The organism is Sphingomonas sp. PP-F2F-G114-C0414 (assembly GCF_003688595.1).
Lineage (GTDB): Bacteria > Pseudomonadota > Alphaproteobacteria > Sphingomonadales > Sphingomonadaceae > Sphingomonas.
The window spans coordinates 20565-45896 of the sequence record NZ_RCWT01000012.1 but is presented as its reverse complement, the minus strand read 5'-3'; the positions used below and the strand labels follow the sequence as shown (position 1 = coordinate 45896).

The window sequence follows — 25332 nt, the reverse complement described above, 5'->3', positions numbered from 1 at the left end:
CAGGGGGGGCGATCGACAATCGGTGTGATGCGCGAGATCCGTTCATATCCCGTCATCCCCGCGGAGGCGGGGACCCAGATGCTAAGACGGTCGCGATCATATCGCGAGGTATGCCAGTATGGGTTCCCGCCTGCGCGGGAATGACGGGCGCATGTTTGACGGGGACAAGCGCCAAGCCAGCCCGGGATGACGGAATAACGACCGGCGCGCGTCCCACACTGATTGTCGATCCCAAAGTCTCGGCCGAAGCCGTTAGCGCGCGGCCTTCACATAGCGGTCGAACCACGCGATCGCGCGCTGGCGCACGTCCGCCGACTGCTCGGGCCCGGTCACGCAATGCCCGGCGTCGGGATAGATCACCAGACTGACCGGTACGTTGCGGTCCTTCAGCGCATGCCACCATTCGATCGACTGCGTCGGTGGCACCTCGATGTCGCGCTCGCCGACATAGATGAAGGTCGGCGTCTTCGCCCGCTTGGCCTGGTAGATCGCCGACACGTCCTCATACGCCTTCATGTCGTCGTACATCGACTTGCCGAAGAACGGCAGCAGCCACTGGTCGATGCCGTTGGTGCCGTAATAGCTGACCCAGTTCGACAGCCCGGCACCCGCGACGATTCCCTTGAAGCGGTCGGTCTGCGTATTTGCCCACATCGCCATGAACCCGCCATAGCTGCACCCGCCAAGCCCAAGGCGCTTGTCGTCGACCGGTGCGACACGCTCGACCGCATCGATCCCGGCGAGGATATCGCGCAGGTCGCCGCCGCCGAAATCGCGCTTGTTGGCGGCGGTGAACGCCTCGCCCTGGCCGTAGCTGCCGCGCGGATTGGGCAGGAACACGTAATAGCCGGCCTTCACCAGCGCCGCGTTGAGCGAGGTCGGGTACAGATAGTTCGGCGTGGAGGCCGCCGACGGCCCGCCGTGGACGATCGTGATCATCGGCGCCTTGCCGGTCGGTGCGACGCGGGGGGCGAGCAGCCAGCCCTGCACGTCGTAGTCATCGTTCTTCCAGCTGATGCTGCGCGCGGCGGCGAGGGCCGGGGCGGCGTCGTTGTCATGCGTGACCTGCTTCACCCCGGCACCGGGGGCGACGATCGAGCCCGCAAAGATCGCCGGCGCGCGTTCGTAGTCCTGCACCACCGCGGCGGCGACCCGGCCATCCGCGGAAAACGCCGCGCGACCGTCTCCCGCCGCCGTACTCACGGGTTTCGCGAAGCCGGGGACTACAGGCTGGCCGGGTGTCAGCGTGCCGAACTGGACCTGGTCGCCCGCGAGCGTGACGACGCGAAGGCCCGCTCGGGTCCAGTCGATCGTCGTCACGGTGGACTTTGCACCTTGCGTGATGTTGCGCGGTGTCCCGCCGCCGAGACCGACAGTATAGACGTCGCCGCCGATCGATCCGAAGTCGCTCATCAGGCCGCCGATATAGGCGACCGTCCGACCGTCCGGCGAGACGCGCGGCTGGTTGATCTGCATCCCCGGCTTGGCGATCGCGCGAACCGCGCCGCTCTGCGCATCGATCGCATCGAGCGTCGCGACCCACCAGTTATTGTCGCCATTACCGAGCGCGGTGGTCGCGACGAAGCCGCGTCCGTCGGGCGTCCAGTCATATTCGTAGACATAGCGTCCCGCCGGCGACAGCGGCTTTACCGCCTCGTTGCTGCGCGCGAGGTCGAACACGGCGAGCCGTTGCTCGTCGTTCTTCTCGCCGATCTCGCCGATCATCCGCACGCCGGCCTGCGTCGCGCCCGATTCCTTCGCGGCGCCCAGCGTTACGAGCAACGCGATCCGCTTGCCGTCGGGCGATACCCGCGGCGTCTGCGCGATGCCGCCGATCGTCGCGATGGTGCGCGTCGTCTTTGCATCGGCATAGGTGAGGCGCACCGTGCCCGCAGTGGTGTCGCGTGCGAGGAACACCAGATCGCCGTTCGGGGCGAACGTCAGTCCGGCATAGCTGCATGTCGGGCACGGATCGATCGTCCGCACCACGTGGCCATCGGCAGCGGCGCGGATCGTCACGACATTGTGACTGCCATTGCCCTCGATCGTCGCCATCCGGTCGCCGGCCGCGGACAACGCCAGACCGCCATATTGATGCAGTGTCTGCGCGGAGGCCGGCGACGTGGCGGCGAGAAGGGCAACGGCAAGGGTCAGGCGCATCGAAAGCTCCGGCAGACGGCAGGTTGTCGCCATGCTTACCGCGTCCACCTCAACCCGCAAGCGGCGACGCGAGGACCGGATCGAAGATCGAACCGGAGCGATGCCGGTTGGTGCGTCAGACCGCCCCGCGCTCGACCTTCCAATAGGTCGCGTACCGCTCGTGCGCGATCCGGTGATAGGGGATCAGGCGGATCGGCTGCCCCCCGGCCGACACCGTCGTGAACTCGAGCGGCCTCGGGCCGGGCTTTACCGTCGCAGCGAGCGTGTCGGGATCGCCGGCCAGGTCGGGTGCGGTGAACGGCGTGGCGTTATATTCGCCGTATTTGCGCTCGCTGACAATGATGTCCGATCCCGGCGCCAGTCCTTCGCGCCCTAGTGCGCCGGCGAGTACCAGCGGGCCGTAGGTGAAGGCGACGATATCGGGTGCGGCGGGTGCGCGTTGGACCGCGACCTCCATCGCCAGTCGCAGTTCGACCCGGTCCCCGTCGCGCCACGTTCGCGCGATATCGACATAGCTGCCGGGCATTGTCGATCGCGCGGTCTCGACGCCGTTGACTAGCACGACTGCGGTGTCGCTCCAGTGCGGATGCCGCAGTTTCAGCGTCGCGCTGGTCGGGCGCTTCGAACTCCAGCGCAGCGTCGTCGTCGGTGTCTCGGGAAAAGTGGTGGTCTGCGTGACGACCGCCTCTTTGTCGCGCCACCGCACCGACGACGGCAGGAACAGGTTGACATACAACGCGTCGGCATCGTGGAAATAGATCGAATCACGGTATTTGACGTGGTTCTCCATGCCCGTGCCGGTGCAGCACCAGAACGAGTGTTCGGGGGTGTGATACAGCTTCATGTAGCCGGGGCGGGCGCCCTGGAAATAGGTCGCCATGCCGCTGTCGGGATCCTGCGACGCGAGGATCCCGTTGTAGAGCGTGCGCTCGTAGTAATCGGCATACGCCGCCTGCGGATCGTGGAGGAACAGCGCCCGCGTCAGCTTCAGCATGTTGTGCTGGCAGCAGGTCTCGGATCCCTTCGCGGAGAAGACGTGGTCCGCGAAATCGGCCATCGGGAAGAAATGCTCGTTGTCGCCGTGCCCGCCGGTGGCGAACGACCGGGTCCGCGCCACCGTCTGCCAGAAGAACGCGGCCGCGACGTGATAGTCTGGGTTGCCGGTGATCTCCCACACCCGCTGGTAGCCGATGATCTTGGGCAGTTGCGTGTTGGCGTGCATCCCGTCGAGCATGTCGCGGCGCTTGGCGAGCGGCGCCATGATCGCCTTCTGCGCGAACCGCTCCGCCGTCGTTTTGTAGTCGGCGTTGCCGGTCATCGCGAACAGGTCGGCGAAGACCTCGCTCATGCCGCCATGCTCGGTCTCGAGCATCGTCTCGAACTGCGCGTCGCTCAGCGGACGCGTCGCGATCACAGCCCAATCGGCGAATTTCAACAGCACCGCGCGTGATGCTGCGCTGTCCGCCAGCATCGCCCCGTCACGCAACCCGGCATAGACCTTGTGCAGGGTATACCAGGGCACGCCGGTGATCGGCTCGCCCCGCAGATGCGCCGCGACCAGTTTCGCGCCATCGGGAAACGCACAGATCAAGCCGCTATCCGCGGCCTTCTGACAGGCAGCCAATTCGCGCGCGATATAGTCGACCCGCTGCTTGTACGCCGCAGTGCCCGTCGACCGGTACGCGAGCGCGCACGCGGACAGGTAATGGCCCAGCGTATGACCGTGGCAGTTGATATCCGCCCAGGTCGGATCGGATTCCCATCCGCCATAGACGGGCGCCTTGGGCTTGAGCCCTGCGTTCACGCGAAAATTGTGGAGCATCCGGTCCGGCTGCAACGTCAGCAGATACGCCTCGGTCTTGCGCTGTGCCTGCAGGAAGGGACCGTCGCCCAATGTGACGTCGGCGAGATCGAACGGCATCACCGTCGCCGCCGGTTCTGACGCCGATATCGGTGCTGGTGCTGCGACGGCGGACCGGGTGGCGGCAAGCAACGCTCCCCCCGTCAGCGCCGCCGTCCCTGTTCCCACGAGAAAATCTCGCCGGGACCTGCCCGCGCAACATCCATCCGCCAACATCTCTCTCCAGATCGATTTTTTGTCAGAGTATTGGTATTCCGCGGGATGTCAAAGCTGGTGGCGACGATTTCACCAAACTGATGAACGACGCTCCGCAATACGCGCTACCGTAAGGTTAGAGGAGCTCAGGTCGCGGGAGCGGTACCTTTCCATTTTTTCATGCTCGCCAGCGCATCGGCGAATAAGGGCTGCGGCCTGCCGCGATAGGAAATGGCGCGACTGACGCTGGGGCCGCTAGGCAAATTGGTCATACAGAAGCGCGATATTTTTCATGATTATCTCCCCGCCCGGTCGCCTGTGCGTGAAGATTGGCCATGCCGGTGGGTCTTGACTCGGTCACCAGTCGACCTAAAGGTACCGCTATCAATAGCCTGCTCAAGACAGGCATGATCGGGGGTTGGATGGGTTTCGCGCTTCATTTTCTGCAATCAGCACGCCGGAGCAATCGCTGCTCCGCGCCGACTGACGCGCGTCCAGACTTCCACCGACCATAAACGCGTTCTCGCCGCAACGTCGGCGAGGCTTCAGAGAGGATTCTGATCATGACCCCTTTTAAAATGGTATCACGTCTGACGCGCGCGGCGTTGCTGGGCGCCACGACGATGGCCGCAGTGTCCGCGACCATGGCCGCAGCGCAGACCATACCGCCGACGCAAGACCCGTCGCCGCCCGCGGCTCAAGGCGCGGCCCCGACCGCAGCAGACCCTGTTGCCCCGGCGTCGGCGCCCGCGCCGGCAGCGACCCTGCCGAATTCCGATCAGACTCCGGGCGCGATCGATGCAGCGAACAGCGCCGATATCGTCGTCACCGGCTATCGCTCCAGTCTCGCCAAGTCGACCAACGCCAAGCGTGCGGCGACCGGGTTTACCGATTCGATCTTCGCGGAGGATATCGGCAAGTTTCCCGATACGAACATCGCCGAATCCTTCAATCGCATTCCCGGCATCACGATCACGCGCGACGTGACGGGTGAAGGCACCAACGTCGCGATCCGCGGGCTGGGGTCGAACTTCACGAACGTGACTCTGAACGGCGCGACGATCGCGGTGGCGTCGTCGGGCGCGACCGATGCGCAGGGCACCGATCGCTCGGTCGATCTGAGCTTCTTCCCGACCGACCTGTTCACCAAGCTGACGGTCAACAAGAGCTACACCGCCGACCTTCTCGAAGGCGGCGCGGCCGGCAATATCGACCTTCGCTCGGCACGGCCGTTCGATCGTGCGACCTCGTTCCTGGCGTATAACGTCCAGGGCACCAAGCAGTCGCCAGAGGACCGGATCGGTGCGCGTGGCTCGCTGATCGGCAGCTGGCGCAACGACAAGTTCGGTATCCTCGCGGGCGTCTCGGCGCAGCGGCTGTTCACCGACACGCGCGGGTTCGAGACGATTGGCTATACCAATCCCGCCCTGACCGCCGCGCAGTGCGGCGCCGCATCGGGGTGCAACACGACCGGTGGCGGCAACTGGACAATTCCCGCGGTGGTGCCGACTGGCGCCGGTGCAGGCCTGGTGGCGGGGACGCCGATCAACAGTGCGTTCCTGCTCGCGAACAACCCGGGCGCATCGATCCAGCAGATCGACAACGCGCTGCTGCCGCGTCTCGGCCGCTCGACCAGCATCCGTGGTCCGCGCGACCGGATCAACGCGATCGTCAGCGCCGAGTGGCAGCCGACCGACACGCTGCACCTTTATGTCGACGGGCTGTACGGCTACAAGAAGAACGACCTGATCCGCGAGAACGTGGCGTGGATCGTGCGCAACGGCGCCGTGATCCCGACCAACCTGACGTTCGACAAGGCGGATTGCACGATCGGTTGCGTCGTCACCGGCGGGACGTTCGCCAACGCGCAGTTCTTCAACGAATTCCGCCCGTATACCGAGACGACCAAGCTGTTCAGCGTCAATCCTGGCGGCGAATGGGAGATTTCGGACACGCTGAAGCTCAACCTTCAGGGCAATTACGCACGCTCGACGTTCCACCGCGAAAGCCCGTCGGTGGGCCTGACCACGCCGCTGGGCGTCGGCAACACCGTCACCTACACGAATACCGGCGGCGTCCCGTCGATCCAGAGCGCGCTCGATCTCAACGACCCCGCCAATTTCGGCTGGAACGCGGGCAGCCGCGTGAACATCCAGGACGAGCGCCGTCTCAACACGAACAAGGGCGCCCGCGGCGACCTGACCTGGGGTAGCAAGGCGCTCAACCTGAAGGTCGGTGGCGCGTTCGACGACGTATCGCGTCGTATCCAGGGCTTCGACAACAGTCAGGCGTATCAGAACGCCGTCTGCGGCAACAATCCCAGCATCTTCGTCCCCTCGCCCAATTCGCAGCCGCCCTGCGAAGGGTTGAATGCGCCCGGCGTGATCCCGGCGGGTTATCCTTCGTATCCGGGCTACGGCACCGGATCGACGGCGGGCATGGCGGGACCGGTGACCTATGGTGGTTCGCTGATCCCCAACTCGGCAGCGCCGACCTATCTGAAGCCGGGTCCGGCCGGGTTCGTTACGGTCGATTGGCCCAAGTTCGCGGCCGCCAGCAACTATGACCAGTTTCACGACAACGCGCCGGAGACCGGTGCTGCGAATACCGGGGCGAGCGGCGGCACGATCCGCGAAGTCGTGAAGTCGGCGTTCGCAACCGTGAACGGCGAGCAGGAACTGGGCGGCAACATGCTGCGGTTCAACGTCGGCTTGCGCTACGTCAACACGATCCAGACGATCTCCGGGCGGGTATCGTTGCCCGATCCGCGCAACACGACGGCGACCGGTGCCGCACTGCCCGACGGCAGCCGCTATCCGAACCTCGTCAGCAACGTGTCGACGCGCAACGAATATGCGAAGTGGCTGCCTGCGGCCACCTTCGCCTACGACGTGAGCGAGCACGCCGTGGTCCGCGTCGCGGGTTCGCGGACGATGACCCGCCCCGATCCGTCCGCGCAGTTGCCGGGCGTCAATTTCGGCGCGCCATCGGCGGATCAGGCGACGATCGGCAACCCCGCGCTGAAGCCCTATCTCTCGACCAATCTCGACCTCGGCTTCGAATATTATACCGGCCGCGAGGGCGTCGTCAGCTTCAACGCGTTCCGCAAGTCGATCGAGGGCTTCACCAACACTTTCATCAGCACGGTGCCGTTCTCGAACCTGTCGCAGTACGGGATCACGTACGACACGCTGAACCCGACGCAGCAGATCGCGCTCAACTCGCGTGGCGGACCTAATGCCGCGCAGGTGCAGGTCACGTCGCAGGTCAACGTCCCCAACAAGCTGACGATCAACGGTCTCGAATTCCAGTGGGTTCAGCCGCTCGACTTCATCACCAAGCACATCGGCGTGACCGGGTTCGGCTTCAACGCCAACGCCACGGTGGTCGACCAGCGCAGCGATGGTCCGGCGACGGCGTTCGGCGTGGCGCCGTTCACCTACAACATCACCGGGTATTACGAGAAGCACGGCGTGATGCTGCGCGTGTCGACGACCTCGCGTGAGGGCTCGCAGAACAGCGGCGCGGCGCAGAACGGCATTCCGGCCGCGGCGTTGTTCGGTACCGACTATACGACCTACGACTTCTCGTCGTCGTTCGATCTCGACAAGATCTTCGGCCTGAAGAACGCCCCGCAGCTGACCGTCAACGTGGCCAACTTCACGAACGCGACGCTGCGCTCGTACTTCCAGTTCGAGAACGCGACCTTCACGCAGTACAAGCCGGGGCGTCAGTTCCTGGTCGGCCTGCGCGGGACCTTCTAGTCGGTGAGCGGGGCGATCGCGATGCGGCCGCCCCGCCGGTCGTTTGGCGGGGTGGCTCGGTCGCGACCGTCATCAGGATGCTCACCCATCTTCCCCGCATCGCCGATGCGCCGGTGATCCCCGATAGCGACCGGCGCGGCGCGATCTACGGCGCGAGCGACCTGTCGCGGACGATCGGTATATCGTTGTGGTGTTGGCAGGCATCTTGGTCGTGAACCCTGTGAATCGGCGCAGGGTGCAGGGCGAGCTCGGCGACGAGATTTTAAGCCGCCGTTGCGGCTCCACGATGAGCGGATCTGATGGCGCAGGCCGTATCGCGTCGTTCCTCGACGAGCGCTCCCGCATTTGCAATGCTTTCCGCGGCTGCGTTCGGTGTCCAGCCCGAGCCCGCGGTACGTCGATCCGCGGACTCGGCTCCCGACCCGCATCGACGTGGCGGTGCTCGCTTTCTTCGAGGGTCGTTGTAGACATTGTTATGACAAAGGGATTGGTAAGTCCGATGGCGAAATCTGTATCTCGCAATGGACCGGTAAGAGCTGGAGCATACGACGTCCTGGCCAACGATCGCCTATATCAGCGTATCGCGCGGCGCCTGGTCGAAGAGTTGACCGCCGGGACCTATGCGATCGGCGACCGGCTGCCCGCGGAACGAGAACTCGCTATCGAATATGGCGCAAGCCGTCCGGCCGTGCGGGAAGCGCTCATAGCCTTGGAAGTGCAGGGCTTTATCGAAGTGCGCGTCGGCTCTGGAGCCTATGTCTGTCGGTTGCCGGGGCAGGGGGAGGAGCCCGGATTCGCGATCACCGCGTTCGAACTGACCGAGGCCCGGATCATGTTCGAGGGTGAGGCGGCCGCGCTCGCCGCAGCGCAGATTACGGACGCGGAACTGGATGTGCTCGACCGTCTAGTCGAGGCGATGACGACCGAAAATACGCGCGTCGAAGTGACCGAAATCGCCGATCGCGATTTTCATATGGCGATCGCGAAGGCGACCCGAAATGCCGGTGTCGTCCGGACGATCGAGGATCTGTGGCATCTGCGATCGACATCGCCCGAATGCGCGCTTCTTCACGCCAAGGCGCGCAACGCCAAGGTGCGCCCCGTCATCGCCGAACACACTGCGATCGTTGATGCTTTGCGCGCGCACGATGCCGTCGGCGCGCGCGCGGCGATGCGCGGGCATCTGACATCGGTGATGGATCACCTGCTGTTCCAGACCGAGGAAATGGCGATGGAACAGGCACGGCTGGCGCTTGCGGGCACCCGGCAACGCTATGGCGGCAGCGCCAGATCGTGAAACGCGCGCAAGCCGGCGCTTGCAAGTTGTCAGACCAATTAGATCGCTGCTATTATGATGGGGCGCCAACGTAGTGCGGACAGGACGGGATGATCGGCGAATGATGATGACCCAGACCATGCGCTGGTTTGGCCCGCGCGATCCGGTGCCGCTCCAGGCCATCCGGCAGGCCGGTGCGACCGGAATCGTCACGGCCTTGCACGAGGTCGCCAATGGCGACGTCTGGACGACGGACGCGATTGCCGCACGCCGGATCCTGATCGAAGAGGCTGGCCTCGAGTGGAAGGTGGTCGAAAGCCTGCCCGTCGCCGAAGATCTGAAGCGGCGCACAGGCGACTGGGACCGGCTGATCGCGGCCTATATCGCCAGCTTGCGGAATCTCGCGGGGCAGGGCGTCGAGGTTGTGACCTACAATTTCATGCCGTTGCTCGACTGGACTCGGACCGATCTGAGCTGGGTTTTGCCCGACGGTGCCCGCGCGTTGCGGTTCGAGCTTCAGGCGCTTGCCACCTACGATATCCATATCCTGCGTCGCCCGAATGCCGAGCGGGATTACGCGCCCGAGCTGGTTGCCAGCGCCGCCGAGCGGTTCGCGACGATGGACGCCGCCGCGCGCGATACGCTCGAGCGGACGATCATCGCCGGGCTGCCGGGCAGCGAAGAGAGCTTCAGTTCGGCGCAACTGCTCGAGCAGATCGAGACTTATGCCGAAGTCGACGCGGCGGCGCTGCGCGCGAACCATATCGCGTTCCTGGAGGCGGTGTGTCCGGTTGCCGAAGCGGAAGGCATCCGGCTGGTGGTGCATCCCGACGATCCGCCGTTTCCGATCTTCGGCTTGCCGCGCGTGGTCAGTACCGAGGCGGACGTGCGCGCGCTGGTGACAGCGGTGCCTTCGGTCGCGAACGGCCTGTGTTTTTGCAGCGGCTCGTTCGGCGCGCGCGCGGACAACGACTTGTCGGGCATCGTCCGGCGGCTCGGCGACCGCATCGGTTTCGTCCACCTGCGGTCGGTGCAACGCGAGCCTGGCGGTGCCTTTCACGAGGCTGCGCATCTGGCGGGCGATGCGAACATGCCGGCGATCATGACCGAGCTGGCGGCCTTGCAGGCACGGACGGGCCGCAGCCTGCCGATGCGTCCCGATCATGGCCACCAAATGGCCGACGATCTGAACAAGCGGACCAATCCCGGCTATTCGTTGATCGGACGGCTTCGCGGGCTCGCGGAACTGCGCGGGTTGGAGCTGGGTCTGGCGTACGGCAAAGCGCCGGTCTGATGGACGGCGGCGATGCCTCGGCGATAGCGGGGGAGCGTCACTGCGGTCAGGAGTCGTCACGATCGATATGCCGCCTATCGGAGCGATCGCACTGGTCAGCCGTCAACCCAGCTTTTGGTTTGACATGATCGCGGGCGGTCCGTCATGGTATCGCTATCAGCGGCGGCTCGGAAGATTGTCGCGTTTACGATAGGAGATCACGGTGTCCGGCATCAGATCGAAGCGATCGCGCACGGCCTTGGCTCTGCAGCCACGCCGCCGGGTGACTGCGGCAACACCCTGATGCCTGCGACGATCGGGCAGGAGGTCGCGCCGGCGACGTCGCCCTCGGCCCCTATGACCAGCGCAACCGCTTGATGCCCGAACATCCTCACCGAAAGTCCCTGGAGGACCATCGATGCCAAAAATCGTTTCCGCCCGAGTCATCGTTACCTGTCCGGGGCGCAATTTCGTCACGCTGAAGATCGAATGCGACGATGGTACCACCGGGCTCGGTGATGCTACGCTCAACGGCCGTGAGTTGAGCGTCGCAAGCTATTTGACCGATCACGTCGTGCCGTGCCTGATCGGTCGTGACGCGCACCGGATCGAGGACGTCTGGCAGTATCTCTACAAGGGTGCGTATTGGCGCCGCGGCCCGGTGACGATGGCGGCGATCGCGGCGGTCGATACCGCGCTCTGGGACATCAAGGGCAAGCTTGCGGGGATGCCGGTGTACCAGTTGCTCGGCGGCGCGGCGCGCGATGCGTGCATGGTCTACGCGCACGCGAACGGCACCACGATCGAGGACACGATCGCGGTCGCTAAGGCGGAACAGGCGAAGGGGTACAAGGCGATCCGGCTGCAATGCGGCGTACCGGGGCTCGCCTCGACCTACGGCGTCGCCAAGCACGGCGCGCGCTACGAACCCGCCGATGCCGACCTGCCGAGCGAGAGCGTGTGGTCGACCGAGAAATACCTGCGTGTCGTCCCCGAACTGTTCAAGGCCGCGCGCGAGGCGATGGGCTGGGATGTGCATCTGCTCCACGACATCCACCACCGGCTGACGCCGATAGAGGCGGGGCGGCTCGGCAAGGCGCTTGAGCCGTATAACCTCTTCTGGATCGAGGATCCGACACCGGCGGAGAACCAGGAGGCGTTCAAGCTGATCCGTCACCACACCACGACGCCGATCGCGGTCGGCGAGGTGTTCAACTCGATCTGGGACGCGAAGGACCTGATCCAGAACCAGCTGATCGACTATATCCGCGCGACCGTCGTGCATGCGGGCGGCATCACGCATCTGCGCCGGATCGCGTCGCTCGCGGACCTGTACCAGGTGCGGACGGGCTGCCACGGTGCGACCGACCTGTCGCCGGTGGCGATGGCGGCGGCGCTGCACTTTGGGCTGTCGGTGCCCAATTTCGGCGTGCAGGAGCATATGCCGCATACCGAAGAGACCGATGCGGTCTTCCCGCATGCGTACAGCTTCGACGATGGCATGATGCATCCGGGGGAGGCGCCGGGGCTCGGCGTCGACATCGACGAGGAGCTTGCCGCGACCTACGATTACAAGCGCGCCTACCTCCCCGTCGCGCGTCTCGAGGATGGCACGCTGTGCAGCTGGTGAACTCGGCCACGCCAGCAACCGAGAAACCCCGCGGGAAGGTGCGGTGGATCGTCTGTGCGCTGCTCTTCGCCGCGGTCGCGCTGAGTTATATCGACCGGCTCGTGCTGCCGGTGCTGAAGCCCGAACTCCAGGCGCGCTACGACTGGAGCGAGCAGGGCTATGCCGATCTCGCGATCGCGTTCCAGGCGGCGTACGGCATCGCCTATGTGCTGTTCGGGCGGTTCGTCGACCGGGTCGGCGCGAAGATCGGCTATGCGGTCGCGGTGACGCTGTGGACGATCGGTCATGTCGCGCACGCGCTGTTCACGAGCGCCGGCATGATGATCTTCGCGCGCATCCCGCTCGCGATCGGTGAGGCCGGCGCGTTCCCCGCCGCTTTGGCCGCCGCGAACGAATGGTTTCCGCAACGCGAGCGTGCGCTGGCGATCGGTATCTTCAACGCGGGCTCGAACGTCGGCGCGATCCTCACGCCGTTGATCGTGCCGGTGATCGCGGTGACGTTCGGCTGGCGTATGGCGTTCATCGCGACCGGCGCGCTGACGGTGATCTGGCTGGTCGCCTGGCTCGCCTTCTACCGATCGCCGCGCAAGCATCCGCGCATCACGCCCGAGGAACTGGCGTGGATCGAGGCCGATCCCGTCCCGGCCGCGAAGCCGGTCCGCTGGCGTACGCTGCTGCGGCTGCGGCAGACCTGGGCGTATATGCTCGGTCGGTTCCTGATCGATCCGGTGTGGTGGACCTTCCTGTTCTGGCTGCCCGACTTCTTCAACCGGCAATACGGCGTGAAGATGCTCGATTTCGGTCCGCCGCTGGTCGCCGTGTACGTGCTGGCCGATGTCGGATCGGTCGCGGGCGGCTGGTTCTCGTCGCGGCTGCTGGCACGCGGCCAGACGCCGAACCGTGCGCGCAAGACCGCGTTGTTCGCCTGCGCGTTGTTCGCCCTGCCGATCATCTTTGCCGCACAGGCACCGGGATTGTGGTGGGCGGTCGCGGCGATCGGCCTGGCGTGTGCGTGTCACCAGGGCTTCTCCGCCAATGTGTACGCGATCCCCGGTGACCTGTTCCCGCGCGGCATGGGTGGATCGGTAATCGGTCTCGGCGGGTTGGCGGGCGCGTGCGGCGGGATGCTGATGGCGAAGTTCGCGGGCACGATCCTGGCGGGTGTCGGTAGCTATGGGCCGATCTTCGTGGTGGCTGGCTGTGCCTATTTCGTCGCGCTGCTGGTGATCCACCTGCTCGTACCGCAGTATACGCCCGTCGATCCGGAACGCCTTGCCTGAGCCCGCGCGACCCGGCCTGATCGTGCGGTGACCGCGAGGGGGCCGGGAGTGTGGCGAAATCTATCGCGGAACGGTCGAATGGCGCGACCGGTTCTTGGCTCTTATGCGCGCACGATCCGTCAGGCACGTTTGAAGTAAACCGCGAGGTCTTCAACCGGGCCGATGCCGCGGCGCCGCAATTGTCGGTCGACGGTCTGCGCGGGGTCGCCGCTCGCTGGAGCGCCCCGTCGTGCGCGATCGCCACGCGCCACGCGTCGCGGTCGTCAAGCGCGTGCGAGTGGCGGTTCGGACCATGACGTGCGGCCGGTTTCCAGTCTTCCGGCGATGCGGCGGCGGAAGGCGGGATCGGCGGGATCGGTGACGAGGATATCGTACCAGCCGCCGGTCTCGGCGAGCGACAACGGATGAGGCCGCCCGTCGCCACGCCAGCCGCGATGCGCGCCGGTATGGCGCAGCGATACCGCCTTCAGGCCCGGCGGAACCGTCACCGAAAGCGTTTCGCGCGCCGGATCCAGCCGCCACGACACGGCCTTGGCGGTCTTCTGCCCGGCGAAGTGGCGATGAAAGCCGTTCGGGCCGAGCAGCCACAGATCGTAGCGCGCTTCGTCGTCGAGAGGCCATGTCGCGGCGATGCGATCACCGGCGGCGAGCGTGTAGCGCCGTGGGATACGATCGAGCCGGTGGCGATCGTAGACGTGGACGACCGCCGGCGCGCCGCGGCAGGCGAGGTCGAGTGTGATGCCCGTCGCGTCGATCCGCGCGATTGTCGCGTCCAGATCATAAGGGAGCGCGCGGGAGGGCCGGATACCCGGCTCCTGCGGCGGGCGCGCACCGGCCGCGGGCGCGCGCGGATCGGGTTGCCCCTTCAGGGCGGCGGCGCGTGCGGCTGTCGCGCGCGGGTCGGGCAGCGGGGCAGGGGCTGCGCCGTTGGCGCGCGCGAAGTCGAACGCGGAGGTGAGGTCGCCGCACACCGCACGGCGCCACGCCGAGATGTTGGGCTCCGCCACGCCGAAGCGCGTTTCGAGGAAGCGGATCACCGAGGTGTGGTCGAACACCTGCGAATTGACCCAGCCGCCGCGGCTCCATGGTGAGACGACATAGCACGGCACGCGCGGACCCAGACCATAGGGCCGGCCGCGACATTCGGGTGTATCGGCCTTCGCCTCGCCGGGGCTGGCGACATGATGATAGTCGGCGGCCGTGGCGATGCTCGATGCGCCCGCGAAACCGCCCGGCGCGCCGGCGTCGGGCGAGGGCGGGGCGGGCGGCGGCACGTGATCGAAGAAGCCGTCATTCTCGTCGAACATCACGAACAGCGCGGTCCGTGCCCAGATTTTCGGATCGGCGGTCAGCGCATCGAGCACCGCGGCGGTATAGGCGGCACCCTGCGCCGGGCTTGACGGGCCGGGATGCTCGGAGCCGGCCGCATTCGCGATGATCCACGACACCTGCGGCAGCGTCCCGCCGACGACATCGGCGCGCAACCGGTCGAGCCCGTGCGTGGTCATCGCGCGGTCGTGCAGCGCCGAGCCGGGCGCGGCACCCCGATAGGCGGCGAACCCGGCCAGTGGGTTGTCGGTGAAATTGTCCGCCATGTCCTGATAGATCCGCCAGTCGATGCCGGCGGCCTGCAATCGCTCGGGATAGGTGGTCCAGCGATAGCCCTCGGGCCAGCCGCCATCGGCGGGCAGGCTGTCGTGCGAATTGCCGATCGCCGGGCCACCGTGCGTGCCGGCGGGGTCGTTGGTGCCGGTCCACAGCATGATGCGGTTGGTGTTGGTGCCGGTCTGGATCGCCGCGTGATACGCGTCGCAGATCGTGAATGCCTCGGCGAGCGCGAACTGGAAGGGCAGGTCGGCGCGCGCGTAATGGCCGAGCGAGCGTTCGGTCTTCGCCGCGGGCCAGCGCGCCATCCGGCCGTGATCCCACGCCGCCTGCGCGTCGGGCCAGGTATGCGGCGTGCCCGCCATCCGCATCAGCGCGAAATGCTCCTCGGTCGACAGATGGAACGGGGCGACGTGGCGGCCGTCCGCCGTTTCCTGAGACCAGATGTCACGGTTCTCCGGCAGCGGAATGGGTAGTGGATCGGCAAAGCCACGGACACCGCGCAAGGTGCCGAAATAATGATCGAAGCCGCGATTTTCCTGCATCAGGATCACGACATGATCGACATCGGCGATCGTGCCGGTGCGGACGTCGGCGGGGATCGCGAGCGCCCGCCCGATCGCGCTCGAGACGGTACCGGGCAGCACGCCCGTCGTGGCGGCGGCAAGCCCGGCGCCGATCAGCGTCCGGCGGGTGGGATGGTCGATCATCGTGGCTCCATCATCAGGTCGAGCCCGGCGAGCGCCGAGTCTTCGCGGACCCGCGCCGAATAGCGCAGCGCGGGCCTTCACGCGACGATAACGGCGGCTGATATGCTCAAACACTGAGAGCCGCTTCGCCGCACTTTAAGGCGGTGTCGCGGGGAGCGATTGGAAAGCCGAAGACGCAGGCGAAGTCCATCGGCGCAGTCACTTATGTCCCGACTAGCAAGCCGAACGTTCCCAGACATCGCGGCCGTCGTGATCGCAAAAGCGAGACGGCGCTCCGGCCGGAAAACGACCTAATTTCGGTTAAGATGATTTACTCGGCAAATGGCGTCGCGTTGCGCAACCTTCAAACTGAACGATGCGTTAACAGCCGACGGTATCGGTCTGTCTTGAAGACATTTGCATTGGGGTTAATTTCTATTGTTTATTATGGCGATCGCCCTCGGTGGATGTTTGAAGGGGCCGCCGATCGAGTTTGGCCTTACCGAGGACACCGGCGGACATATCACCTACACGCTGGGGGCAGCGCTGGCGTTGTCGGCTCGCGATGATGTCGACTCGGTGGAGATCGTCACGCGACTGATCGAAGACGATGACCTAGGCGTCGCCTACGCCGTGCCGTACGAGCCGGTGTCGGCAAAGCTCGGGATTCGGCGCATCGCGACTGCGAACCGTCGCTATCTCGGCAAGGGGACCGGCGCTGCCGATCGCCCGGCCTTCGCGCAGGCGTTGATCGACCATATCGAGACGCTCGAACTGCGGCCCGATGTGATCCACGCGCACTTCGCCGACGCTGCCGACGTCGCCATGCTGGTCCGCGAGCGTTTCGGCATCCCCTTCATCTATACTGCGCATTCGCTCGGCATCGAGAAGGCAGGGTGTTCGTCAGGCTCGAACCGGACGCTGGCGCCGCGGATCGCCGAAGAGGATCGGGCGATCGCCGCCGCCGACGCGATCATCGCGTCCTCGCGCGACGAGGCCGAACGGCAGTTGATGCTGTATCCATCGGCGTGTCCGGCGAAGATCCACTGCGTGCCGCCCGGCGCGGGCCTCGCCGATAGCGCACCGGCAGACCCGACCAGAGCGAGGGCCTTGATCGCGCCGTTCCTGCGGGCACCCGACAAGCCGATTATCCTCGCCATCGCGCGTCCCGTCGCCAAGAAGAACCTGGTCGGGCTGATCGATCTGTTCGCGTCCGACGCGCGGCTCCGCGATCGCGCCAATCTCGTCATCGTCGCCGGGCTGCGCGACGGGCCCGACACGGGTGAGGACGAACAGCGGGCGGTCATCGGTGGGCTGCTGGCCGGGCTCGACAGGCACGACCTCTACGGGACGCTCGCCTTGCCCAAGCGCCATACCGCGGGCGATGTCGCCTCGCTCTATGCGCTTGCGCAGGAAACGGGCGGCGTCTTCGTCAATCCCGCGTTGACCGAACCCTATGGTCTGACGCTGACCGAAGCAGCGCTGCACGGTTTGCCGGTAGTCGCGACCTGCCATGGCGGTCCCGCGGACATCGTCGCACGACTAGGGCACGGGTCGGTCGCGGACCCGCGCGATCACGCCGGTTTTGCCGCCGCGATCAACGCGCTGCTCGACGATCGGATCGCCTGGAAGCGTGCCTCCCGAGCCGGGCGGGTCAACGCCCGGATGCTCGACTGGAACGGCTATGCCGCGCGCTTCGTCGCGATCGTCGATGGTCTTCGCGCGATCCGGACGGTGAAGCCGCGACCGTCGCGGCTGCTGCTGTGCGATATCGACAACACGCTGACCGGATGCACGGTCGGCGCGCTCAGCATGGCGGCGTATCTGAAGACGCAGCCGAACCTCGCCTTCGGGGTCGCGACCGGGCGGTCGTTGCAGGAAGCGGAGCGGTTGCTCGGGGAATGGGGGCAGCCTGCACCCGCGGTCCTCGTCACGTCGGTCGGTGCCGAGATCTATTGGCGCGATGGTGCGCGGCTGATCGCCGATGCCGACTATAGCGCCCATATCGATTCAGGCTGGAATGCCGATGCGGTCGACCGGCGAGTCTGCGGGTTGGCGGGCGTCGAGCGTCAGCCGGCGGTCGAGCAGCGACGTCACAAGCGCAGCTATTTCGCCGAAGAGCCTGCGGTGGTCGCGGCCATCCGTGCGGCGGTGGCCGATCTTCCGGTACGCGTCATCCACAGCCATGGCCGCCTGCTCGACATCGTCCCCGAGCGCGCGGGCAAGGGCGCGGCGATGACGTGGGTCGCAGGCAAGCTGGGGATCGCGCGCGATCATGTCTATGCCGCGGGCGACAGCGGTAACGATCTCGACATGCTCTCGATCTGCCGCAACGGCATTCTCGTCGCCAATCACAGCAGCGAGCTTGCCGGGCTGGTCGGACGCCCCACCATCTATCTCGCGCGGGGTGCGCATGCCGCGGGTATCGTCGAGGGCATGCGTGCCTTCGCGATGGAACGCGCGGCATGACGCGGCCGATCGGGTATTTCGTCCACCATCAGGGGCGCGGCCACGCCGAGCGCGCAGCGGCGATCGTCAACGCGTTGCCTTCCGACCGGCCGGTGGTGCTGTTCTCGGCGCGTGCCGACATCTTCCCGCCGCTCGCGTCGAACGTGACGATCCGCACGATCCCGTCGCTGTTCGAAGTGACGGGCGACGAGCCGATCGGGCTGGCGAATGTCCGCACGCCGTCCAGCCTTCACTGCGCGCCGCTCGGGTGGAAGAGCATCACGCATGCGGTCGCGACGATCGCGACTTGGTTCGACGCGGCCCGCCCTGCGCTGTTCGTCACCGACGTCTCGGCGGAACTCGCGCTGCTGGCACGGATCGCGTCGGTCCCGTGCGTCAGTGTCCTCCAGCACGGCGACCGCAGCGATGCCGGGCACATGGCGGCGTATGAATCCGCGCTGGGCATATTGGCGCCCTATTCGGCATCGCTCGAGCAACCGGGGCGGCCGGACTGGATGCTCGCCAAGACGCATTACGCCCCCGGCGTCGGGGTGGAGATCGACTCGATCGACCGGAGCGCTGCACGGACCGCGCTCGGCCTGCCGCTCGCCGCCGAGATCGTCGTCGTCGTCGCTGGCGGTGGTGGCAATGGTACGCCCGCGACGCCGCTCACGCTGGGCGCGCGCGCCGAACCGGACGCGCTCTGGCTGACAATCGGCGCGGTCGAGCAGGAGTGGCACGCAACGGCGCCCGGCAACCTGCGGCATCTTGGGTGGGTCGACACGCCGGCGCTGTATATCGCGGCGGCAGACCGGGTCGTATCGTCGGCGGGCAATACGACGGTGCACATGATCGCGGCGATCGGCCGGCCATGGATCGTCGTTCCCGAATGGCGCTATTTCGACGAACAGCTCTGGAAGGCGCGTACGCTCGACCAAGCCGGGGCGGCGACCATGCTCGAGCATTGGCCCTCGCATGCCGGCGCGTGGATGGACGCCTGGGCCCGTGCAGCGACGCTCGACCTGTCCCGTCAACACGCGCTCTATGCCGCTAATGCCGCACGGGACGCGGCATCGTGGCTCGCCAAGGTCGCGGACGATGCCTGGGCGCAGCCGGTCGTTGCGCTGCCTCTCGACCCTGCATCTGCCTCAACTGAACTTGCACCCTCTACCCACCATGTGAAAGCCTGACATGACCGTCTCGATCTGTACCCTCGCGCATGGCCGTGCGGCCCACCTCGCCAATGTCGTCCGGGCGCTCGACATGCAGACGACGGTGCCCGACGAGCTCGTGATCGCGGTGATGCAGGCCGACGCGTACGACCTGCCCGAGACGCGGTTTCCGATCCGGCAGATCATGATCGGCGCCGACGGCATCCCCTTGGCCGCGGCACGCAATGCGGCGGCGCGGGCGGCGCAGGGCGAACAACTGATCTTCCTCGACGTCGACTGCATCCCCGCACCATCGCTCGTCGCGGACTATCTGGCGCAGCTGCGGGCGGTCGATGCGGTGCTGATGGGGGAGGTGCTGTACCTGCCATCGGGTGCGACCGCGGAGGGGCTCGATTTCGCGCGGTTCGCCGCGCTCGGCGTCAAGCATTCCGAGCGGGCAGGGCCTCCGGTCGAGGCCCTGGGCGACTGCACCGACTATCGCTGTTTCTGGTCGCTCAACTTCGCGATGCGGCGCGCGACGTTTCTCGCACTCGGTGGGTTCGACGAGCGCTATGTCGGCTATGGCGGCGAGGACACCGATTTCGGCCGGGTCGCGATGACCGCGGGCATCCCGATCCACTGGGTACGCGGCGCGCGCGTCTATCACCAATATCATCCGCACCACATGCCCCCGGTCCATCATGTCGACAGCGTGATCGCCAACGCCGCGCGCTTTCGCGACAAATGGGGGCATTTCACCATGGAGCATTGGCTGAAGGCCTTCACGCTCATGGGATTGATAACGCTGCGCGAAGGCGAGCATGTGCGGCTGCGCACCGTGTCCGAGGAGGATCTCGCCCTGACCCGGCAACAGGTCGACCAGCCCTATGCGAGTACCTCCGTGGTGCTCGCGCAACTCGAGGCGCGGGCGCCAGCGATCGCGGCCGCATAGGCGCGTTCATAGCCCTCGACCATCGCGGTCAGCGAGAACAGCTGGGTCACACGGTCGCGGCATGCAGCGCGCGGGATCGCGACAGCACGGTCGATCGCCAGCGCGAGCGAGCCGGCGTCGGTCGCGAGCGCGCCGCAATCGCCTACCACCTCGCGCATCGCGCCGCGATCCAGCGCGGCAACGGGCACGCCGCATGCCAGCGCCTCGGCGGCGATCAGCCCGAACGGCTCGTCCCACATCGGCGTCGATAGCAATACCGATGCCGTGCCGATCGCCTCGACCAGCGCGTCGCCGCCGAGATGGCCGCGATAGACGCGGGCGTGATCGAGCAGCGGTGCCACCCGGTCGGTGAAATAATCCATGCAGTCGATCGGCCCGACCACGTCCAGCTCGATCCCGGCCAGAGTCGCCGCTTCGAGTGCGACCGCGGTGCCCTTGTTCGGGGTGATGCGACCCGCCCAGATCGCCCTGCCATCGCCGACGGCGTGAAACCGCCACCGAGCCGTATCGATGCCGTTGTGAACCACCGACACGGTGGCCGGCGGCGTCGTCCACCATGTTGCGAGATGCGCGTGCGACGTCACGGTCTGCCGCAACCAGTCCGCGCTGGTATCCGCGACCGCGTTCGCCAGGCCGGCAAACGGGGGCACGTGGAGCGACGTCACCATTGCCGTGCGGTCGCGCTTCGCCAGGACATGCAGCGTCGGGTGCATCGTGTTGTTGTGGACGATGTCGTACGCGCCCGCGCCGATCGCCTCCCAGGCCCGCCCGAACGCCGCATCCTGGAACGCGGTCAGTTGCGGCGTGCCGTGCCACTGCGCCCAGGGCAGGACCGCTTCATAGTGGCGCTCGGCGATCGGGTGCAGAGGCAGCGTCGGGTCGCTGTCGCCGCTGGCGAACAGCGTGACGTCGTGCCCGCGCGCCACCAGCGCGGTGACCAGCTGATGGCAATGCGCTTCCATGCCCCCCATGAACGGCATAGCGATCGGATGCCGCAGATGGGCGATGACGGCGATCCGCAAGGGGGCGTGGCGATGGGCCGCCTCGACCGAACCGTCATCGGTGGTCGTCGTGCTGCTGTCGAAGTCGTGGAGTGTCATAGCGGAGGAACCCACGACCGAAAGGATTGTGCCCGGACGTCGAGCGCGCGCTCGAACCGACTTGTCTGGAACCCTCGAATAAGACACCGGGCCGACGTCAAGCAGCCAGTGCCACGCGGGACCTATTTGCGGCCAGCTAGGAAGGCGTTGGGCTTGTGCGGTCACCGCGCTGCTCATCACTGTCGACCGCACTGCGCGTTCGACGCAAGTTTGCTGCCCGTAGCAATATCCCCGCTCATGTTTTGTCCCGAATTCGAAGCCGATGACGGTTGGTTCTAGGGGACCTGTGGGAGTATGTTCGAAAACGCACGCTAAGCTTGCGGGCGGCCTGTTTGGTAGCCTGTTGCAGCGTAATCATGCTGACGATCAATGGTCGCCGGCAGGACATGTCCTACTATCACCGCTGGTCTTGCTCGTGGATGGAACTGCGATAGACTTTTACGATGCGACCCCCGAACTCGAACCCGCATCAAAACCAGCCGGCGACCAAGGCCGCATGGTCGGCCATTGCAGCGGACGATTCCGCGTCTTTGCCAGGCGACGCGCTAGTTTCCGCACAGGCAAGGCTGGGTGCTTGGGCCCTCTATCTCGGTCTGTTGGCAAGCGTGGCCATGCTGATCCTTGGTGCGATCTTCGAGATCGGTCCGTTCGCCTGGAGCGAGGGGCTCGTCAATCGTCTGTTCGGGCACGATAGCGTCACGGTGGCCGGGCTCCCCGTGGTCGCGCTGACCTTGTGGTTGCCGCATGCGGTCCTGCGGCGGCTTCCCCGCCGTCCGGAACGCTCGTTTCTGTGCGGCATGCAGGACGCGCTCGATCCGAAACGCAATCCAAACTGGCGGTCGCGCTTGCCCACCACCACGCAGAAAGCGCGGTCCTTGCGCCGCAACCGCGCAGGTGCGCTTCTGGCGGCGGGGGTTTTCGCCCTAGCCGCTACGGCGGGCTATGTCCTCTTCGGCCGGACGCCACCCGACGCGGGCAAGCCGTTGCCAAGGCTGACGATAGCGGCACTCGCCAGCAAAGGTGAGGGCGAGATGCCACGCTATGCACGGCTAGCCGACGCGCTGCCGGGTTACGATCAGGCATGGCTACGGCGCTGGAATACGCGAACGAGCAGCTACGAGGACTATTACCTGCCGCTTCGCGCGCCCGGCCAATCCCCGACCGATCCGGTCACCGTCATGATGCTGGCAAGCTATCCCGCCAGCGGAGCCGGGCCCGGGGCCGATCCGCCGGTCCCGCCGATCGACGGAGCACTTTCGATGGCGCGCCTGCCGACGTGGATGCGCTCCAGGATGCGGGAGCACGGCTTGGAACTGGCCGAGAATGCGGTGTTGCTGCGGCGCATGGCGCTGGAGGGGCGTATGCCCGCCGCGGACGATGTCGGCCAGGTATTGTCGGTTATTTTTGGCGGTACGCTGACCCTCTGCTGCCTGATGATGGCCTGGCTGTGGACGCGTGCGCTGCGCGCGATGCAGCCTGAGCGGTGAACGCCGCTACGCCGGCGCGACAATCGGCACCTCTGTCAGAGCAGCGGGCAGCGGGGCCGTGTCTACTTCGCGGCTCACCTTGATCACGCCGAGCTACGCGGAGATGCGCAAGGTTGCAGTACGACAGCGCCGTCGACCTCGACGTTGCTTTCCTCCACGATCGGCAAGCGCGCCGTACCCATGCCGTCGGCCGTTCGCGGCGAGCGCGGTCGGCAGAAACGATGTCATTTCGGGAACCAAGGTACCGATCAGTATGCACTGATGGTGGTGCCCAAGGATATTTCTCTCGAGGTCGCGATGATTCGCACGAACCACTTCCGATTGACGAACAGCGACGTCCAATTCAATATCTTCAACAGCGGTCGAGACCGCCGGGGGTATCATGATCAAGTTTTCGTCTTCGTCGAAGCGCACGACGCCGGGGCGCAAGCTCGCCATGACCATCCTGCTGGGGCTGCTGCTGTCCATACCGCTTTTCGCCACCTACCTGCTGGTCTACGACCGCGAGAGCCAGTCGCAGGTCGCGCGCACGTCGATCGTCGAGGGTTGGGGTGGCCCGCAGCGCATCGCCGGGCCGTTCCTGGTCATTCCGTTCAGCCGCGTGGTGACGCGCGATGCGGTCGAAAGCGGGCGCACCGTCCGACGGACCGATCGTGAGGACAAACTGTTGTTCGTCGCGCCGACGCGCTCGGCGATCCGCACGAGGATCGATGCGGAACGGCGGCATCGCTCGATCTACGAAGCGGTGGTCTATCGCTCGCGCGTCCAGATCGCCGGCCAGTTTCGCCTGCCCGACTTCGCGACACTGAACATCCCGCCGGACAGCCTGCGCCTGGCGGATGCGGAGATCCGCGTCGGGATCGGCAACGCCAAGGGACTGGCGGGGTCGCGGCCGGCGATCCGCGTCGACGGCCGGACGCTACCGTTGATCCCGGGGGCCAGCCTGGCGACGACGAGCGGCAGCGGCTTCACCGGGCGGGGGCCGATCGCGGCAGGCGTCGGGGTAGCAAACGCGGCGTTGATGTTCGATGTCGCGTTCGATCTGCGTGGCAGCGACGAACTCTCGTTCCTGCCCTCTGCCGAACAGACCAGCATCGACGCGATCTCCGCCTGGCCGCACCCGTCGTTCACCGGGGCCTTCCTGCCGAACCGGACACCAGGAGCATCGGCGTTTCCGGCGAACTGGCAGATCGGCAATCTTGCGCTGAACCGGCCGGTCGTGACGATCGGCGAGCAGGAGATGGGGGCGGACGAAGCGGTGACGATCGGGCTGCTCGATCCGATCAATCTCTATTCTCAGGTCAATCGCTCGACCAAATACGGCTTCATGTTCATCGGCTTTACATTCCTCGCACTGCTGATGTTCGACATCATCGGCGGCGCGCCGGTGCCGGGTGTCGCCTATCTGTTGATCGGTGCCGGACTGGTGCTGTTCTTCATTCTGCTGCTGGCACTCGCTGAAGTGATCGGGTTCCTCGGCGCCTATCTGGTCGCCAGCCTCGCGGTCGTCGCGCTGATCAGCAGCTATTCCGCGGCGATCCTGCACAGCTGGCGGCGCGCGGGCGTGGTCGCGGCGCTGCTCGCCGGGCTCTACGCGGTCCTTTACGTTCTGCTCAGCCTCGAAGCCTATTCGCTGCTGATCGGCTCGGGCATGCTGTTCGCTGCGCTGGCGGGCGTGATGTACGCCACCCGTCGGATCGACTGGGGTGGCGTCGCGGCATCCGACGAAGAGGATGCCGCGCTCGGCTAGACGATAGGTCTCAACGCTGCGATTCCGCAAATTCCAGGGCGTCGCCGATCGTGTCCAGCGTCGGCATCGGACGCGCGGGCAGGGTCTTCCAGCGGACCTTGCCGGGAGTCTCGTCCTCGATCGTGCCGGTCGTCACCTTGGCCCGGTGGGTCAGATAATTCGCGCTGAACAATTCGGTCTCGCCACTGCCGCGGTGGGTGTAGTCGCGGTCGAAGCCGACGAGCCGGAAGTGTGCGCCGTCCCAGCGGAACGACAGGGTGTTGGTGCTGGTCCCCCAGCCGCCCATGCTGCGCCAGACACCCAGCCGAAGACGGATTATGCCAGCGCTAACCGTCAGGCCGTCCTCGCCAAGCGGATCGTCCATATACGGATCTTCCAACCGCGGGATGACCGCGGCGTTGACGACCCGCAGCGTGTATCCGGCCGGAGCACCAACCGCAGCGATCAGCACGCGCGGGTTGGTATCGAGCGGCCCTGCTCCGTGATCATTACCGATCACGCAACGTTTGTCCGCGCCCCTCAGCACCGCGACGATATCGGGACGGCCGTCCTTGTCGAGATCGGCCCGCACGGATCGTTCCACCTTCCACCCGGGCGGGGCGAAGCCAGCTGCGGAGGCGGCGACACGTCCCGGTTTCGGTAACGCGGGCAGCGTCATCGGCGGAATTTCCAGCGCCTCGCCGGGCGAGGACGGTTGGGTTACAGCGATGC

16 protein-coding genes are annotated in these 25332 nt (G+C 66.2%); 11 read left to right on the top strand and 5 right to left on the bottom strand.

Translation table 11 applies throughout. From position 1 onward, the window contains the following. Nucleotides 1–252 precede the first annotated feature (252 nt). Together C8J47_RS12180 and C8J47_RS12175 are read right to left on the bottom strand one after the other, a co-directional pair. The gene (locus C8J47_RS12180) at nucleotides 253–2160 is read right to left on the bottom strand and encodes a S9 family peptidase (protein WP_121886207.1); all 1908 of its coding nucleotides are present in this window, start codon (nucleotides 2158–2160) and stop codon (nucleotides 253–255) included. Between the two features lie 115 nt (nucleotides 2161–2275). Next, complete coding sequence (locus C8J47_RS12175) at nucleotides 2276–4081, bottom strand: glycoside hydrolase family 127 protein (RefSeq protein WP_404969278.1); 1806 nt, start codon at nucleotides 4079–4081, stop codon at nucleotides 2276–2278. Nucleotides 4082–4779: 698 nt separating this feature from the next. Here C8J47_RS12175 and C8J47_RS12170 point away from each other — a divergent pair. From C8J47_RS12170 to C8J47_RS12145, 6 genes are all read left to right on the top strand, one after another. Beyond that, on the top strand, nucleotides 4780–7980 hold the full coding sequence (locus tag C8J47_RS12170) for a TonB-dependent receptor (RefSeq protein WP_121885919.1): 3201 nt from the start codon (nucleotides 4780–4782) through the stop codon (nucleotides 7978–7980). 77 nt (nucleotides 7981–8057) lie between these two features. Continuing rightward, nucleotides 8058–8195, top strand: coding sequence for a hypothetical protein (locus C8J47_RS19215; protein ID WP_183129097.1), 138 nt, complete (start codon nucleotides 8058–8060; stop codon nucleotides 8193–8195). A gap of 284 nt (nucleotides 8196–8479) precedes the next feature. Next, complete coding sequence (locus tag C8J47_RS12165; RefSeq protein WP_121885918.1) at nucleotides 8480–9277, top strand: FadR/GntR family transcriptional regulator; 798 nt, start codon at nucleotides 8480–8482, stop codon at nucleotides 9275–9277. A 100-nt stretch (nucleotides 9278–9377) separates the two neighbouring features. Continuing rightward, nucleotides 9378–10550, top strand: a complete 1173-nt coding sequence (uxuA, locus tag C8J47_RS12160) for a mannonate dehydratase (protein ID WP_121885917.1) — start codon at nucleotides 9378–9380, stop codon at nucleotides 10548–10550. Between the two features lie 397 nt (nucleotides 10551–10947). Next, a complete protein-coding gene (manD, locus tag C8J47_RS12150) occupies nucleotides 10948–12159 on the top strand; it encodes a D-mannonate dehydratase ManD (protein ID WP_121885915.1) in 1212 nt (403 codons plus the stop codon). Further along, a complete protein-coding gene (locus C8J47_RS12145; RefSeq protein WP_259467569.1) occupies nucleotides 12153–13439 on the top strand; it encodes an MFS transporter in 1287 nt (428 codons plus the stop codon). The genes manD and C8J47_RS12145 overlap by 7 nt, the downstream gene beginning before the upstream one ends. Nucleotides 13440–13702: 263 nt before the next feature. Here C8J47_RS12145 and C8J47_RS12140 read toward each other — a convergent pair whose 3' ends face one another. After that, complete coding sequence (locus tag C8J47_RS12140; protein WP_121885914.1) at nucleotides 13703–15754, bottom strand: phosphocholine-specific phospholipase C; 2052 nt, start codon at nucleotides 15752–15754, stop codon at nucleotides 13703–13705. Between the two features lie 426 nt (nucleotides 15755–16180). Here C8J47_RS12140 and C8J47_RS12135 point away from each other — a divergent pair, with 426 nt between their 5' ends. Genes C8J47_RS12135 through C8J47_RS12125 form a run of 3 tightly spaced genes read left to right on the top strand, consistent with a single transcriptional unit; the run spans nucleotide 16181 to nucleotide 20284 of the window. Continuing rightward, nucleotides 16181–18202, top strand: coding sequence for an HAD-IIB family hydrolase (locus tag C8J47_RS12135; RefSeq protein WP_121885913.1), 2022 nt, complete (start codon nucleotides 16181–16183; stop codon nucleotides 18200–18202). Continuing rightward, nucleotides 18199–19371: a glycosyltransferase gene (locus tag C8J47_RS12130; RefSeq protein ID WP_121885912.1), complete on the top strand. Its 1173-nt coding sequence runs from the start codon at nucleotides 18199–18201 to the stop codon at nucleotides 19369–19371. The genes C8J47_RS12135 and C8J47_RS12130 overlap by 4 nt, the downstream gene beginning before the upstream one ends. Nucleotide 19372: 1 nt before the next feature. Next, entirely contained in the window at nucleotides 19373–20284 is a 912-nt protein-coding gene (locus C8J47_RS12125; RefSeq protein ID WP_121885911.1) for a glycosyltransferase family 2 protein, read from the top strand. Here the strand turns inward: C8J47_RS12125 and C8J47_RS12120 are convergent. After that, the gene (locus C8J47_RS12120) at nucleotides 20218–21384 is read right to left on the bottom strand and encodes a glycosyltransferase (protein WP_220683374.1); all 1167 of its coding nucleotides are present in this window, start codon (nucleotides 21382–21384) and stop codon (nucleotides 20218–20220) included. The genes C8J47_RS12125 and C8J47_RS12120 overlap by 67 nt on opposite strands. 596 nt (nucleotides 21385–21980) lie before the next feature. Here C8J47_RS12120 and C8J47_RS12115 point away from each other — a divergent pair. Both C8J47_RS12115 and creD read left to right on the top strand, forming a co-directional pair. After that, on the top strand, nucleotides 21981–22871 hold the full coding sequence (locus C8J47_RS12115) for a hypothetical protein (protein WP_147454325.1): 891 nt from the start codon (nucleotides 21981–21983) through the stop codon (nucleotides 22869–22871). Nucleotides 22872–23253: 382 nt separating this feature from the next. Continuing rightward, on the top strand, nucleotides 23254–24621 hold the full coding sequence (gene creD, locus C8J47_RS12110) for a cell envelope integrity protein CreD (protein WP_121885909.1): 1368 nt from the start codon (nucleotides 23254–23256) through the stop codon (nucleotides 24619–24621). Between the two features lie 10 nt (nucleotides 24622–24631). Here creD and C8J47_RS12105 read toward each other — a convergent pair whose 3' ends face one another. Continuing rightward, nucleotides 24632–25192: a hypothetical protein gene (locus tag C8J47_RS12105; protein ID WP_121885908.1), complete on the bottom strand. Its 561-nt coding sequence runs from the start codon at nucleotides 25190–25192 to the stop codon at nucleotides 24632–24634. Nucleotides 25193–25332: the final 140 nt, after the last annotated feature.